7 protein-coding genes are annotated in these 15,442 nt (G+C 72.0%); all 7 read right to left on the bottom strand.

The genetic code is table 11. The features are described from left to right. Nucleotides 1–22 precede the first annotated feature (22 nt). Nucleotides 23–1,228: an acyl-CoA dehydrogenase family protein gene (locus ACXJMZ_RS03940; RefSeq protein ID WP_457028561.1), complete on the bottom strand. Its 1,206-nt coding sequence runs from the start codon at nt 1,226–1,228 to the stop codon at nt 23–25. After that, nucleotides 1,225–3,708 carry an ATP-grasp domain-containing protein gene (locus ACXJMZ_RS03935; RefSeq protein WP_457028560.1) on the bottom strand — a complete coding sequence of 828 codons (2,484 nt, stop codon included), beginning with the start codon at nt 3,706–3,708 and terminating at the stop codon, nt 1,225–1,227. Before ACXJMZ_RS03935 ends, ACXJMZ_RS03940 begins: the two co-directional genes overlap by 4 nt. Then, nucleotides 3,705–4,994 (bottom strand): MFS transporter, encoded by a 1,290-nt coding sequence (locus tag ACXJMZ_RS03930; RefSeq protein ID WP_457028559.1) that lies wholly within the window; start codon nt 4,992–4,994, stop codon nt 3,705–3,707. Before ACXJMZ_RS03930 ends, ACXJMZ_RS03935 begins: the two co-directional genes overlap by 4 nt. Beyond that, nucleotides 4,991–6,049, bottom strand: coding sequence for an NAD(P)/FAD-dependent oxidoreductase (locus ACXJMZ_RS03925; protein ID WP_457028558.1), 1,059 nt, complete (start codon nt 6,047–6,049; stop codon nt 4,991–4,993). Before ACXJMZ_RS03925 ends, ACXJMZ_RS03930 begins: the two co-directional genes overlap by 4 nt. Then, complete coding sequence (locus tag ACXJMZ_RS03920) at nt 6,046–7,581, bottom strand: class I tRNA ligase family protein (RefSeq protein ID WP_457028557.1); 1,536 nt, start codon at nt 7,579–7,581, stop codon at nt 6,046–6,048. The genes ACXJMZ_RS03925 and ACXJMZ_RS03920 overlap by 4 nt, the downstream gene beginning before the upstream one ends. Further along, nucleotides 7,581–8,864, bottom strand: coding sequence for a lysine N(6)-hydroxylase/L-ornithine N(5)-oxygenase family protein (locus tag ACXJMZ_RS03915; RefSeq protein WP_457028556.1), 1,284 nt, complete (start codon nt 8,862–8,864; stop codon nt 7,581–7,583). The genes ACXJMZ_RS03920 and ACXJMZ_RS03915 overlap by 1 nt, the downstream gene beginning before the upstream one ends. Nucleotides 8,865–9,058: 194 nt before the next feature. Further along, a complete protein-coding gene (locus tag ACXJMZ_RS03910; RefSeq protein WP_457028657.1) occupies nt 9,059–15,421 on the bottom strand; it encodes an SAV_2336 N-terminal domain-related protein in 6,363 nt (2,120 codons plus the stop codon). Between the last annotated feature and the right edge of the window lie 21 nt (nt 15,422–15,442).

Raw genomic sequence — 15,442 nt, 5'->3', positions numbered from 1 at the left:
GTCGTCACGTCCTTCCATGGGGTCAGCGGTCCAGCCCGAGGCTGATCCGGAACATCGGCGGCCGGCCGAGCAGGTAGGCGCCGACCGACTCCAGCACCGCGTCCTGGGCGGTGAGGTTCTGGCACATCACAGCGGTGTCGCGCAGCCAGCGGTCCATCGGCGAGGAGTGGTTGATCGACCAGGTCTGCAGCAGGTCGTAGAGCCGGACGACGACGGCCCGGGAGGCACGGAAGGCGTGCAGCCAGGCGAGCGGCGAGGCGGCGCGCTCGGTCGGGGTCAGGTCGTCGAGGGTGCCACCGGCCGCCAGCACCTCCCACTGGCGCCGCGCGGCCCCGTACACGCCCTCCCGGGCGGCATTGAACTCCGCTTCGCAGCGGGCGAGTTCGGTCTGCACCCGCCAACTCTCCGACCACTCGCGGCCGGCCATCCGGTCGTACCGGGTACTGGCGACCTCCCGGGCGTGGTCGAGCGCGGCGCGGGCCACGCCGAGCGGCACCCCGCACAGGGCGCGCATGAACGAGTCCGGCTGGGCGAGCGGGCTCGGTGTGCCGCGGACCTCGTAGAAGGTGAAGGTGTGCTCCTCGGGGACGAACACGTCGGTCATCGTGTAGTCGCAACTGCCCGTCCCGCACAGGCCGGTGGTCTCCCAGTTCTCCACCACCTCGACCGCCGAGCGGGGCACCAGGAACTGCCGGGAGTCGTGCGAGTGCTGACTGCCGGGAGCGGCCCAGGGCTCGCCGTCCTGGAAGATGAACGCACCGGAGGTCACCCAGTCGCTGTGCTTGATACCGGAGCCGAAGGACCACCGGCCGCTGAGCCGGAAGCCACCGGGCACCACCTCGGCCCGACCGGCCGGCGCGAGCACGCCGGCGGTGACCAGGTCCAGGCTCGGGTAGACCTCCTTGACCACCGACTGGTGCAGGAAGTTGCCGAGCAGGCCGCTGTTGGCGCCGATCACGGCGCACCAGGCCGCCGAGGCGTCGCCGTAGGCCAGCGTCTCCACCACGGCCAGCTGCTCCATCGAGGTCAGCTCCGGGCCGCCCCACTCACGGGCGAAGCACATCCGGAACACGCCGGTGCCGCGCAGCAGTTCGACCACGTCGGCGGGCAGCGTACGGTTGGCCTCGATCTCCGCCGCGCGCTCCCGCAGCACCGGTGCCAGCGCACGGGCCCGGGCCAGGATCTCCGCCGCGTCCTGCGGTGCCCCGAGGGCGTCCACGGCGCTCACTGGTCCACGTCCAGCAGTCCGGCGGGCATGGCGAACGGCGCGTCCTGCGCGGGCGGCCCCACCGGGGAGGCGTCCAGGCGGACCAGCGCGGCGGCGGCCTCGAGCCGCTGCTCGCAGGCGGCCAGGGTGTCGGCCTCGCAGACCACGAAGGAGTGCCGGGCCAGGTAGCCGCCGGGAGGCAGCCTCAGCACGGTGCCCGGCGGGGCCATCGGGGCGGCGGCGACCAGGCCTGCGGCGTCACCGGCCGCGGGGACCGTCAGTGCGTCCAGCCGGCAGTCCTGCTCCGGGTAGCCGAACCGGATGCCGGCCACCGCGGCGCGGGTGGGGGCGATCTCCGGGCGGCGACCGACCGCGACGTCGAAGAGCACCTCGCCGGGCTCCAGGCCGGTGGCGATCCGGCCGAGCAGCGGGATCAGGTCGCCGCCGAGCCGGCCGTTCACCTCGATGATCAGCGGGCCCCGGTCGGTGAGCCGCAGCTCGGTGTGGGTGATGCCGTCCTCCACACCGAGCGCCCGGTGGGCGCTCGCCAGCACCTCCAGCAGTGCGGGGTCGGCGAGCAGCGGGTCGGCGGCGTCGACGATGTGGCCGACCTCCTCGAAGTACGGCTCGTCGCTGCTGTACTTGCGGGCCAGGAAGAGCGGCAGGTACTCGCCCTTGTGGACGGCGCCGTCCACGCTGATCTCCGGTCCGCCCGCGTACTCCTCGACGATCACGCTGGCCCGGTACGGCCCCGGGTCGACCCAGCTGGCGGAGAGCGCGGTGTCGAAGGCCGCGTCGAGTTCGCCCGCATCGGCGGCGAAAACCACGCCGATGCTGGCGCCCATCGCGCGCGGCTTGAGCACCACCGGATAGCCGATCCGTTCGGCGGCGGCCCGGGCCTCGTCCAGGTCCGCGGTGAGCGCGAAGCCGGGCTGGCGCAGGCCGGCCGCGGTGAGCACGGTGCGAGTGCGGTCCTTGTCGCGCACCCCGCGCACGCCGCGCTCGGACAGGCCCGGCACGCCGAGTTCGGCGGCCAGCAGGCCGGCGTCCAGCACCAGCGGCTCGTCCCAGCAGAGCAGCCCGACGATGGTCCGGCGGGCGGCGATCTCGCGGACGGTGGCGTTCATCACCTCGGTGTCGAAGACGTTCGCGACCACGATCTCGTCGAAGTACTCGTTCTGCCAGGTCGGCCGCAGGTTGTTGACCAGCAGCAGTTCCAGCCCGGCGGCGCGGGCGCGGCGGCTCATCGGACCGACCAGGTACTCGCGGTACTCCTTCAGTCCGCTGCGGGCCTCGGCGGGGGTGTCGGCCAGGGTGGTGACGATCCCGACCCGGTCCCAGGAGCTGCGCAGCCCGGCGGTGCGGTGGCCGGGGCCGATGCCGACCACGGCCAGCTGCACGCCCTCGGCGGCAGCCGCCGCGTCCAGCCCGTGCACGGCGGTGACGGTGCCCGGCCGGTCGGGGGCCAGGAAGCGCGCGGCGGTCGCCTGCTCGGCCCGCTCGGGCAGCGGACCGAGCGGCTCACCGCTCATCAACGCGAAGTAGGCGCGCACCAGTTCGACCGGATAGGCGGCCTCGATCAGGTCGGCGATCGAGTCACCCGGGAGGCGTCCGGCGCACTCCACCAGCACCGGGACGCCGTCCTGCAGAATCCACTCACAGTGCAGCACCCCGTCACCGAAGCCGACCGCGGCGGACAGCCGCTCCGTCTCGGCGACCAGCATCTTGCGCTGCTCCTCGGGCAGTTCGGCCGGGACGGTGTGACCGGCCTCGATCGGGTACGGGCCGGGGTAGAGCACCTTGCCGGTGGTGTTGGCGAACACCGGGCGGCCGCCGGCGACCAGCATCTCCACGCTGAACTCCGGTCCGCTGACGAAGTGTTCGGCCAGCATCGACGACTCCCTCGGCCGGTCCGGGACGAACGCCCCCTCGTCCTGGACCTGGCACTGCGCCCACGCCTCCTCGGCCTCCTCCGGGCGGTGGACCACCCGGGTGCCGACCGAGGCCTGCCGGTTGGTGGGCTTCAGCACCACCGGGCCGGGGTGCCGGGCCATGAAGCCGGCCAGCTCGGCGGCGCTGCCCACCGGCTCGGAGGCCGGGTTGGCGATCCCGGCGACGGCCGCGACGGTGCGCAACAGGTGTTTGTCGCGCAGCAGTTGGGCCGCGCCCAGGCTCGCCCCCGGTAGCCCGTAGCGCTCCGCCAGCCGGGCCGCGAACGGCACCGCGTACTCCACGGCGGGGATCACGGCGACCGGGTCGAGCCCCGGGTGGGCCGCGAAGAAGGAGTCGGCCCGGCCGGGCAGGTGGTACTCCCACTCGATCAGCCCGCGGGCGAACGGCACCTGCTCCAGCGCCTCGGCGACGTGCCGCTTGCGGGCGACGTCCGGCTCCTCGACGTACACCACCGATTCGGGCTCCTGGAACGCGGCGATGCCGGGCACCGCGAAGGCCACATAGCCGACGATCAACACCGGTCGGGTGCTCTGGTGTTGGGTCCTCATACCGTCCCTCCCACGATTTCCTCGCTGGTCTCCGCCTCCGCCTCGGCGGCGGCCCGGAGCTCGGCCCGGCGCTTGAGGCCGTACACCCCGAGCACCCCGGCCAGGCCGTTGACCAGGGACATCAGCACCCAGAAGCCCGCGCCGAGCCGGGTCCACGCGAAGACGCCGAGCAGCGGGCCGATCGCCGAGGCCAGGCCCACGACGGCCTGCATGGTGCCGAGGTAACGGGCCTTCGACTCGGCCGGGAAGGTGGCGGGGTGGGCGAACATACTGGGCCCGGCGATCATCAGCCCGCTCACCGCGAGCACCGCGCCGAACAGCACGAACACACCGGAGTGCACGGCCAGCCCGTACACGGCGAGGCCGACCGAGTTGACCAGGTAGCCGAGGCCGACCGCCAGGTAGGTGGGAATCCGGATGATGTAGGCGGTGATCTTCAGCTCACAGGTGATCAGCACCACCGAGGAGGCGGTCAGCACCGCGCTGTACAGCCCGGTCGAGTAGCCGTCGTGCACGATCTCCAGCGGCAGCGAGATGGTGGACTGCACATAGGCGATCGTGCCCAGCATCACCGCCCCCAGGTAGGCGAGGTACGCCCGGTCGCGCAGCATCGCCGCGTACGCCGCCCGGCCGCCGGTACGGCGGGTGGCCCGGTCCTGCGCCTGCTCCTCCGGCCCCTTCTCCGGCACCGTGTGCCGGGGCAGCAGCCGGTAGGCGAGCGCCGCGTAGACCAGGGCGGTGGCCCCGTCCAGCCAGAACAGCAGGTCCCAGTCGAGCAGGATCACTCCGGCGGCGATCAGCGGAGCGAGCGCCGCACCGGTGTTGAGGGCGATCCGCATCATGGAGAACGCCATCACCTGGTAGCGCTCCGGCATCAGGTCGCTGAGCAGCACCGCGGCGGCCGGCCGGTACGCCTGGGCGAACAGCCCGGCCAGCGCGATCGCGACCAGCAGCGGGGCGAGCAGCCCGGGTTTGGCCAGCAGCGGCAGTACGGCGACCAGCGGCGCGGAGCCGGTCATCGCGACCACGATCGTGGTGCGCGCGCCGAGCCGGTGGGTGATCTCCCCGCCGAGCACGGTGCCGAACACGGTGCCCAGGCTGTAGGCGCCGAGGGCGAGACCGGCGGTGCCGGCCGACATCCCACGGTGGGTCAGATAGAGCACCAGGAAGGTCTGGACGAACGCGGCCAGCTGGTTGACCAGGACGCCACCGAGCAGATAGCGGACGGCGACCGGGGTGGCTCTGAGCGCCTCGAAGACGCCGATCGGTGGCTTGTCGTCGGTCATGCCGCCTCCTTCACTGCCGTGGCGATGCGTTCCGCGACCAGGGGCGCGGTGGAGAAGCCGCTGCCACCACAGGCGGCGCGGACCCAGAGTCCCGGGGTGACCCGGTCCAGCAGCGGACCGCCGGTGGCGGCGTCCGCGGTGTAGTGGCAGACCCGGACGGCCGCCGGCGGGTAGCGGCCCTGACCGCGCAGCACGCCCTCGTCGACCAGCCGGTCGACGTACGGCTGTTGGTCCTCGCCGGTGCTGTCGGTGTGCTCGGCGGGCCGGCACACGGTGTCCGAGCTGAGCTTGAGCAGGGCGCCCGAGCCGGGTGGCACCACCCAGCCGCGCCCTTCGCGGCCCAGGCCGCCCGCGGCGGGCGCGTCCTGCCACCACTCCGCATCCGGTGCGGGCGTGCGCAGGTAGAGAATGGTCTGCCGGTACAGCGTCACCTGATGGTCCGTCAGCTCCCGGGTCCACGGCCCGGCGCAGAGCAGGACGGCGTTCCCACGGACCACCTCGCCGCCGGCCAGCACGATCCGCCCGGAGTCCGGGAGAACCGCGGTGACCCGGCAGTACGGTCGCAGCGCCACGCCGGGCCGCATCGCCAGCCAGCGGGCGGCGGCCCGCAGCACCCGGTCGGCGAGCAGGACCCCGCTGGGGCGCTCCAGCACTGCCCCCGTGCCAGGCGGCAGGCCGAGCCGGGGCAGCTGCCTCGCGGTCAGCTGCTGCACCGCCACCCCGGCCCGGCGCGCATCCGCCACGATCCCGGCGAGCCGGTGCTCGGGCCAGGCGGTGACCGTCCCGATCCGGCGGTACAGCGCGGCGCCGAACACGGTCTCCAGCTCCTGCCAGTGCCGGAGCGCGGCAAGCCGGTCGGCGGTGCCGCCCGGATCGCCGGGCAGCAGGGCGCGGAACGTCCGGTACTGGTCGTACGAGGTGGCGTCGGGGTTGGGGACCGGGCCACGCTCCAGCACGGTGACCCGGTGTCCGGCCCGGGCGCAGGCGACGGCGGTGAGCAGTCCGGTGACCCCGGCGCCGACCACCACCACGTGCGCGGCGGTGTTACTGGTCACCGTTGGCCGCCGGTGAGCCTGGGCAGTGGCCGCGGGCGGACCGAGCGGGCCTGCGGTTCGGCCGGGATCGCCGTCTCGACCAGGCCCGCGGCGGCCAGGTCGACCAGCAGCGGGGCGGCGCAGCGCAGGAAGAGGTCCAGCTCGTGCCAGAAGTCGCCGGCGTCGCGCGCGGTGACCTGCCGGCGGTCGAGCCGGCCGAGCTGCTCGGTGAGGGTGAAGGCGGCGCCGGTGAGGCTGAACCGGCGCGGACCGAACGACGCGGCGAACCGCTCCACCATCAACTTCCCGGCCTGCCGGGAACGTTCGCTGACCGGCAGCTCGCCGAGGCCGACGAACTGCTCGGCCTTCTCGGCCACCCGGTTCCACGGCTCGACCAGGCGCTGTTGGCAGACCTGGTCCATCGAGGCGCGGGTGAAGTTGGTGCGCTGGCAGTCGGGGGCGGTGGCGGCCAGGTAGTAGCGGATCAGGTCGCGCGGCACCTCGGCGGCGAGCTGACGGCCCGTCACCACGTGGCCGCGGCTGGTGGAGAACTTGTCACTGTCCAGCTCGTAGAACTCGTTGGTGACGAAGTGCGCGGGCAGCGCAAGCCCGCCGAGGGCGAGCAGCATGGCGGTGCCGGCCAGTGCGAAGGCGAAGCTGGCGTCGGAGCCGAAGAAGTACACCACCTCGGGCTCGGCCTGGGCGGTCCAGTACCGCTCGTGGTCGCCGGGCACCTCGCCGCGGGCCTCGGCGGCCAGCGCGATGGCGTGCAGGCTCCAGGCGATGGTCTCGGTGTCGGAGTACAGCACCTGGCCCGGGGTCTCGGCGAACGGCGCGGGGATACCCCAGTCGATCGGCAGCGTGATCGGGTAGTCGGGCAGCGGGGCGGCCATCAACTCCTCGACCAGCTGGGCCAGTCGGGGCCGCATGGTGGGTGCGAGCCGCTCGAAGTACGCGGTCAGCGCGGCCCGGTGCTCCTCCAGCGGTAGCACCAGCACCTCGCGCTCGCGCAACTCCACCGCCAGCTCCGGATGCTGGGTGGAGGTCGGGCCGATCAGCTCGCCGGAGGCGATCCAGTGCCCGCAGTTCTCGCACAGCCCGGCGCAGCCCTCGCCCAGACAGACCGGGCAGCTGCCGCTCACGTAGGCGTCGGTGAGGAACTCCCCGGTGGCCGGCAGGTACGGGAAGGTCATCGGCCGGAGTCTCAACTGCCCATCGGCGTGCAGCCGTTCGAAGAACCGTCGGACGGTCTTCACGTACCGCTCGTCGAACCGGACGAAGCCGTCCGGTTCGATGCCGGCCGCGGCCAGGGTGGCCTCGACCTGCTCGGCGGCGCGCAGCCGCAGCTGCTCGGGCTGCTCGCCGAGGCGGCGGGCGGTGGTGACGATGTAGTTCTGGGTGAAGTGCACGCCGGTGCCGAACAGGGTGTCCCGGCCGCTCGCCCGGGCGTACCGGGCGCACACGTCGGCGGAGAGGAACGGCCCGGCCAGGTGGCCGAGATGGAGGTCCCCGTTGGCGGTGGGGCCTGGGGCGACGATCAGCAGTCGGCCCATCACTGGCTTCCCTGATCGGCGAGGGCGGTGTGCCGGGCGAGCAGCTCGCCGGAGATGTCGCGAGCCCGGTGGGCGAGCACGCTGATCAGGGAGTCGGCGATGCCATGGGTGGCCTCGTTGACGCCCTGCAGGTAGAGCGCACCGCCCGCGGTCTCACCCAGGTCGACCCGGTAGTTGCGGCTGACGTTGACCTCCGACACGCCCGCCTTCGCAGTCAACTCCCGGACCAGAGAGGGCATCCGGCTGTCGTAGCCGGTGCCGAGCAGCACCAGGTCGCAGCGGTACTCGGTCACCTTCTCGGTGCGTCGGTCGCGCAGGTCGAGCACCACCTCGCCGTCCTCCTCGCGGGCGGCGACCACCTCGGTCATCGCCTGCACCTCGGCGCGGCCGGTGCCGATCATCTTCTCCCGGTACAGCATCAGGTACAGCTCTTCCAGGAACGGCGGGGCCAGGCCCGCGTAGTTGGTCAGCCGCATCTCGTCCAGCACCTGGGCGCGCATCTCGGCCGGGGCGTCGAAGAACTCGTCGACGAAGGACGGGTAGAACAGCTCGTTGATGAACTTGCTGCTCTGGTAGTTCTGCAGGCCGATCGAGCGGACCAGCATGGTGACACTGGAGTTCGGCAGGTTCTCGTAGACCGCCATGAACATCTCGGCGGCGCTCTGCGCTCCGCCGATCACCACGGCGCGCAGCGGGGCGTCCTTCTCCACAGCGGAGATCCGGCTGCGGAAGCGGGCGCTGTGAACCACCCTGTCGGCAGGCAGACCGGCGAAGACCGGCGGGACGTGCGCGTCCCGGCCGGCGCCGATCACCAGGTCCCGGCAGCGGATGGTGTCGCCGTCGGCCAGCGTCACCTGCCAGCCGGTCAGCCGGCCCTTGCCGTCGTACACCGGCTCGGTGGCAGTGGCCTTGGCGTCGTAGCGGATCTGCACCTTTTCCAGGGAGGCGGCCACCCACTGCAGGTAGTCGGAGAACTCCCAGCGGTGCGGGTGGAACGTGCCCAGGTTGATGAACTGGTCCAGTCTGCCGTTCTGATGCAGGAAGTTGAGGAACGAGAACCGGCTGCGCGGGTCCCGCAGGGTCACCAGGTCCTTCAGGAAGGACACCTGGCTGCGCGCCCACGGCATCAGCAGATCCCGCTGCCACTTGATGTCCGGCGCCTGCTCCAGCAGCAGGGTGCGCTCGGCCAGTTCGGTCGATCCGCACTCCTCGATCGCCGCCGCCAGTGCCAGGTTCGCCGGGCCGGCTCCGATCGCCAGCACGCCCGCCTCTAGATCAGCCACACTTCCCCCTCGTCGACTCGCGTTCCGGAAACAGGAGTTGTTGCGTGTGGAAACCTAGGCAGCGGCCGTTCCCGGCAGGTAGGGCTGGGCTTCCCGGCCCCGGGGGAAATTCCGGACACGGAAGCCCGTTGAACCAGGCGGCACGGGGACGTGGCTATGCCGCGGAGAGGTCCCGGGGCGAGGTTTCGCCAGGTTCAGACGGTCGACCGGACATCGTCGGCTTCGCCCGCAGGCGGGGACGGTGGCAGCAAGGCGATCTGGACCAGCGTGCCGCTCCGGTACCTGTGCGACACGTAGCTGCCTCGGCCCGGTGGCAGCGTCTGCAGGCGGACGCCATCCAGCAGTTGGCCCTCCCGCTCGTCACCGGAGAGCAGCACACCCGAGACGCCCAGCTCGCGCATCCGCTGCAGGACCGGCTCGTACATGGCGCGGCCGGCACCGGTGGAGCTTCGCGCGATGATGATGCGCAGGCCGATGTCGCGGGCGAACGGCAGATATTCGACCAGCGGCGCCAGCGGATTGGCCCAGGAGGTGGCGATCAGTTCGTAGTCGTCCACGATCACGAACATGTCCTTGCCGGTGTACCAACTGCGGTTGCGCAGCATCTCCGGCGTGACGTCCGAACCGGGCACCCGCCGCTCGCAGGCACCGCGTACCATCTCCACGATCTCTGCGAGGCGCGGCGCCGCTGCCGCGTACTCCACCAGGTACTCCGTCGGCACCGCATCGAGCAGTGAGCGGCGGAAGTCGCCGACCACGATGCCGGCCTGGTCCGGGGTGTACCGCTCGGTGATCTTCTTGATCAGCAACTGCAGCAGTGCCGACTTACCGGACTCGCTCTCACCGAGGACGATGAGCAGCGGGTCGGTCTCGAAGTCGATGAACACCGGCGCGAAGTCGGTGTCGTTGATGCCGAAGGCGACACCCTGCTCGGGGAGTTCGGAGCCGTGGGGCAGCACAGTACTGCTCAGAACGAGCGGGAGCCCGCCGTCCGTCGGGGGCTGCACAGCGTCGCTGGCAGCCAGCCCTCCGAACAGGTCATCCACACTGACGTGCAGGAGATCAGGATCGTCGGCGTCGATCCGACGGTACAGGGCAGTGAGCGCCGGGCCCGGTTCGACCCTGAGCTTCTCGACCAGCAGTTGCCGGGCCGTCCGGTACACCCTGAGCGCCTCTGATGACCTCCGGCATCGGTGCAGGGCGAGCATCTGGAGTGTGCGCAGCCGCTCCCGCAGCGGGTGATCGGCTGCGAGCACCGCGAGTTCCGCCACGACGGCCTCGTGCCGCCCGAGGTCCAGCGCCACCGTGTGCAACATCTCCGAGGCCGCGACCTGCCGTTCGGAGAGCTCTGCACGCCTCATCTCGGCATACGGTCCCGGAATGCCGTCGAGCGGGGTACCCTGCCACAACGACAGTGCGGACAGCAGGAGTTGGTGCGCGCTGCGGAGCGCTCCTGCCGCTCGCGCGGAGGTGGCCTCGGCCATCCGACTGTCGAACTCGGACAGGTCGATCGAGGCGGGCGGCACCAGCAGCGCGAAGCCGTCGGCGACGGACGTCAGGACCTGGGGCGACTGCCGTACACCGCGCGAAGGTTCGATGACCGCGCGAAGGCGTGACGCGTAGGTTCGCACTGCTGCGGCGGCCTGCGGCGGCGGTCGATCACCCCAGATTCCGTCGATCAGAGTCTGCATGGACACCGGCCGCCCGGCATTCAGCAGGACCATCGCGAGGACCGCCTGCTGCTGGGGTGACCCGAGGGACAGGCGTTCGTCACGCCAGGCCGTGAGCGGGCCCAGGACCGCAAAGCGCAGGACCTGGCCGGGCAGCTGCAGACCGGGATCCTGGGCGAGAATCCGGGCGTGCAGGTCCGTGAGCTCCGCGCCCGGCTGGCGGCCGTGTTCCTCGCGGAGAACGCGTTGAGTGTCGATGTAGACGTCCAGCGCCTCGGCCGACCGGCCGCAGCGGTGGAGCGCGAGCATCAGGAAGGCCCGGAGCCGCTCCCGCAGTGGGTACTCAGACGTGAGTTCCTGCAGCTCGGCCACAAGTTCCGCGGCCCGGCCGAGCCCCAACTCTGCTTCGAACCCAATTTCTTGCGCGGGCAGGTGACGCTCGTTCAGAGCGGCCCGCTTCACCGACGCGAACGGTCCGGGCACGTCTTCCAGCGGGCGGCCCTTCCACACGGCGAGTGCGTCCCGCACGTGCCGCAGGGCAGCGCGCGGGTCGCCGTTCCGAAGGTCCTCGCCGGCGCGGTGGAGCTGATCTTCGAACAGCATCACGTCCACCGCCCCTGCACCGACGCGAAGGCTGTGGCCGTCTTCCCCGGACACCAGCACGTCCGGCTCCACAGATCCTGCGTTCAGGGCATGCCGAATCTGCCTAAGGTCCGTCTCCAGCGTTTTGGCGGCCGCCCGAGGCGTTTCGTGCGGATACCAGACGGCGTCGACCAGCGCCGACGTGGTGACCGGGCGGCCGTAGTTCAGGATCAGTACCGCGAGGACCGCGAGCTGCCGGGGCCTCAGTTCGACGGGGTCCTCTCCGCGCCAGGCGCGCACCGGCCCGAGCACCGTGAACGTCAGCCGCGGCTCCGACTCCACCGGACGGCCGGGGCGGCGCAGCACCTCCGGCGAGGCGAGCCGCCGGGCAACTTCCGCCGCGCTCTGCGGTCGCAGGTCGGGGTCCTTCTGCAGCAGGTCTCGGACCAGCACGTCCAGCGCCTGCGGCACCTCGGGATCGATCTGCTGTGGGGACGTCGGAACCGTGTCGATATGACGACTTGTCAGCAGCGCAGCCGACCGGTCGGTGAACGGCGGTGCGCCGGTCAGCATCTCGTGCAGCACGCAGCCGAGCGAGTACAGGTCGCTGGTGGGGCCCGCCACGGCGCCGCCGGCCTGTTCCGGCGACATGTAACGAGGCGTCACCAGCTCACGGCTGATCTCGAGGCTGGTCGAATCGGTGTCGTGCCGCCGTGCGGCGATCCAGTCGACACCGTAGTCGCAGAGGACGGCCTCGCCCGTCGCGCGGCGGATCAGGATGTTGGCGGGCTTGACGTCACCGTGGACAATGCCGTGACCGTGGAGGTACTCCAACGCGTCTGCCACACCGCGCCCGACCGCCACGGTGCGTTCCAGGGGCAAGCGTCTGCCGCCGAGGACACTCCGGAGGTCCGGGCCGTCGATGAGATCGAGTACGAGGTAGGCCGTGTCGTCCTTGACGCCCCCGGCATGCACGGTGGTGATCCCCGAGTGCCGCAGTCCACGGAGCGCGTCGGCCTGGCTGCGGAAGACCGCTGACCGCCGACCGCGCCACAGAGCGGAACGGACGGACCGTTTGACGGCGACGGCCGAGCCGTCCCGGACATCCACCGCCTCCCAGACCATACCCGCCCCGCCCCGGCCGAKCGGCCGGGACAGCTGATACCGGCCTGCGATGATCCGGTTCACGTCCTGGCCGGTCTGGTAGTGCGGTGCCGCCGACCTCGGTGCGATGGGCATCTCCCACACGTGGACCTGATCGTCCCGGTCACCGAGCGACGCGAACATGCACTCGTACCGCGAGGCGGAGAGGCCGACGATCGCCTTTGCCGCAGCGGGCGCGATGGTGCCGAGAGCGACGCGATCGGTTCCGTCCGACTCGCACCAATACACCCGGCCCTCGACGTCGGCTATGAGCAGAGCCGACCGGCCAACGCCGCGAGGAACCGTGGTCACGGTCCGTCCCACCAGGAACGGGACCTCCGGCAGGGTTTCGATGAGGGCGCCGGAGATCGTATCCCGGAGGTGCATGTGGCCCCTGTCGTCCACCGTCCAGACAGACTTTCTCCCGTCCGCGCCTACGAAGCCGCCCATCGCGGCCAGCCTCCCGGGAAGCCCAGTCTTGCGAACGGCGAAGGATCCATCATCGCTCTTCCCGTAAAGCTGATCATTACTGTCGGCGATGCAGAACACGACACGGCCATCGCCGTCGCCCACCGCCGCCATCGCCACGACCTCGGCGGAGTGCGGCAGTGCGATCGGTTCGCCGACGACGGACCCGTCGGCCAGGTCATAGAGGTGCACCAGTCCGCTCCCGCCGTACACGGCAAGCCGTGGCTGCCCGGCGGGGCTCGGAATCGCCGCCATGGCGACGGCGGGCTCGCGCAGCTGATAGGTCCTGACCCGGCTCACGGCCGACACCGAAGCCTCGAAGTCGCGCCCCAGCCCGCTGGCCTCAACGATCGAGGCGAGTTCCCCGTCGAGGTCCCACCCCAGCAGCAGGTCCGGATTCCGTGGCAGGCGATTCAGCAATTGCCCTAGAGGATGGGCAAGTTCACGGACCTCGTGGAGCAGGCCGAGTCGGATCCGCAGTTCGTGCAGCAGGTCGCCGTCGGTCAGTTCGCCGAGCGTGATGACCGTGGCGTCATCGGGAGCCTGAGTGCCGTTCAGCAACGGCGTCGTGACGACCAGGCAGCCCGGTCCGGCGTCGGCGAGACCGAAGCGGACGCCGAGGCTGGTGAGGACGCTGTCCTGGGACACATCGTCGATGACGATCAACCAGCCCGGATGCTCGCGGAGCAACTGGCTGAGGGACGGGAAATGGGCGGACGGGTCCAGGGCCGACCGCAGCTGTGCGAGTCCAGCGACCACCGAGACGGTGTCTCCGTCGATCCAGTGGATGAAGGAGTGGCGTGCGCCGTGCTGCTGGATGTACTCCTGTACCAAGCGGCGCTTGCCCATCCCCGGTGCGGCCTCGATGACCACCGTTGCATGACGGTTCGTCAGAACGGTCTGCTCCAGCAGGGCGAGTTCGTGCTGCCGGCCGATCATGCGCGGCGGGTCCGACGGGCCGATGATCGGCGCAGGGCTGAGCAGCTGGTGGCGGATAGTCGCCCCCCGGACCGCAGTGCCGTCCGCCTCCCCGGCACCCGCACCCGCCTCCACCGCGGCACTCAACGTCCGTGCCAGCGCAGCGTGTTGCCCGCCCGCACCGGCCAGTACCGCCACCGCGACCTCCGCGAACGGCCGGCTCCTGGACGGCAGCGTCAGCCCGCCGGCACCGGCAGTCGCCGCGAGGGCACGGAAGTCCAACGTCCCGCCGAAGGTGGCGGCGACCCGGCCCGACACCTTGGCGAGGACGCTCTCCAGCACCCGGACGGACTCACTGCGGGTCAACTCCGCCAGCAGTTCCTCCCGCACCCCCTCGCCGAAGTCGTACACCACCTCGTCCGGGTCCAGGGCTTCCTCGCGGAGCTCCAGCAGCCCGGAGAGGAAGAGTTCGGCGAGCTCCGGCTGTCCGGACACGGGCAGCGTGGCGTGCTGGACCAGCCGCATCACCGGCAGGCTCAACGGCGCTGCAGCGACGTGGCAGGCGAGCCGGTACGCACCGGGGGAACTACCGGCCCGGAACCGAGCGACCCGCTCGGCGGCCGTCAAAGGTTCCTCAACCGCGCGACCTGGGTGCTGCGGCCGGGGCACCCCGCGAACGGGAGCGGCGAGCATGGGCGTCCAGCCGGAGGCGCGGCCGGCCACGACCTCGGCCCAGGGCGTGAGCCATTCGGCGTCGATCTCCATGACCGGGAGCCAGCGCACTGCTGCCCGAGCCGTACTCCCCCGGGGGCCGCGCGGGATCCCCGGCAGGGCCGCGTCCGAGCGCAGGACCGGGGCGGACTGCCCGTGGGTGGCCGCGCGGCCTTCGACGGGAGCGGGGCGCAGGGCCGTACGGTGCCAGAGCCTGCGGGGCAGCACCTGGAGGACGGCCGCGGGCCGGCCGCCGAGGGCCCGGGCCAGGAAGTCGGGAAGTTCCTCGCCGTACCAGGCCGGGCCGACGCCGTCGGTGAGGACGAGCAGGATCCGCCGGCCCAGCGGGTCGGCCAGCGGGCGGGCCCAGCTCCGGGCCGGGCCGGACGGCCGCGGGGCGACCCGGGGCCGTCGGCTCCGGCGGCGGAACGGCGTCAGGTGCGGGACGGCGTGGTCGGTGTCCAGGGACCAGCACCGCACGTCCAGGAAGGCGCCGTGACGCTCCAACAGGGTCGCGAACTCACCGGCCAGGCCGTGCCAGACCGCCATGGTGGCCCCGGTGTCCACCAGCAGGTCGACCGAGAACCGGCGCTGCTGCTCCTGCCGCCAGACGGGCAGCAGCACTCCCACGTCCGCCGTCGAGTCGGCCGTGGCCTCCTCGTCGAGTCCGGCTCGTTCCACCCGCCCGACCGGGTTGCGCAGCGGACGCCGCAGCGGCCGCAGCGCCCGGGCGAGGCCGAGTGCACCCGGGAGGGCGGCCGGACGGGTGACCTGGACGGCCTCGCCGCCGCGGGTGCCGACAGGTCCGGTGGCCTCGGCGGCGGCGCGGGGGTGCAGTTCGGCCTTCGGACCGGCCGACGGCCGGTCAGGCCCGGAGGGCTCGGCAGCAGGTTCGGGCTGATCGACCGTCAGCGGGTCCGGTTCCTCGGCGCGGGTCGGCGTCTCGCCCTGCTGCGCCGCGCCACCGGCGGGCAACGGGGCGAGTCCGGTGAGCCGGGAGATCCAGAGGACGTCCGCCAGGTCCTGCGGCAGCGGATCGCTGCCAGCCGGCGCGAGCAGCTGCACAAGCGCCTCCCGCAGGGCGGC

This window comes from Kitasatospora sp. P5_F3 (assembly GCF_054049135.1).
This window is presented reverse-complemented; position numbering and strand designations above follow the sequence as displayed.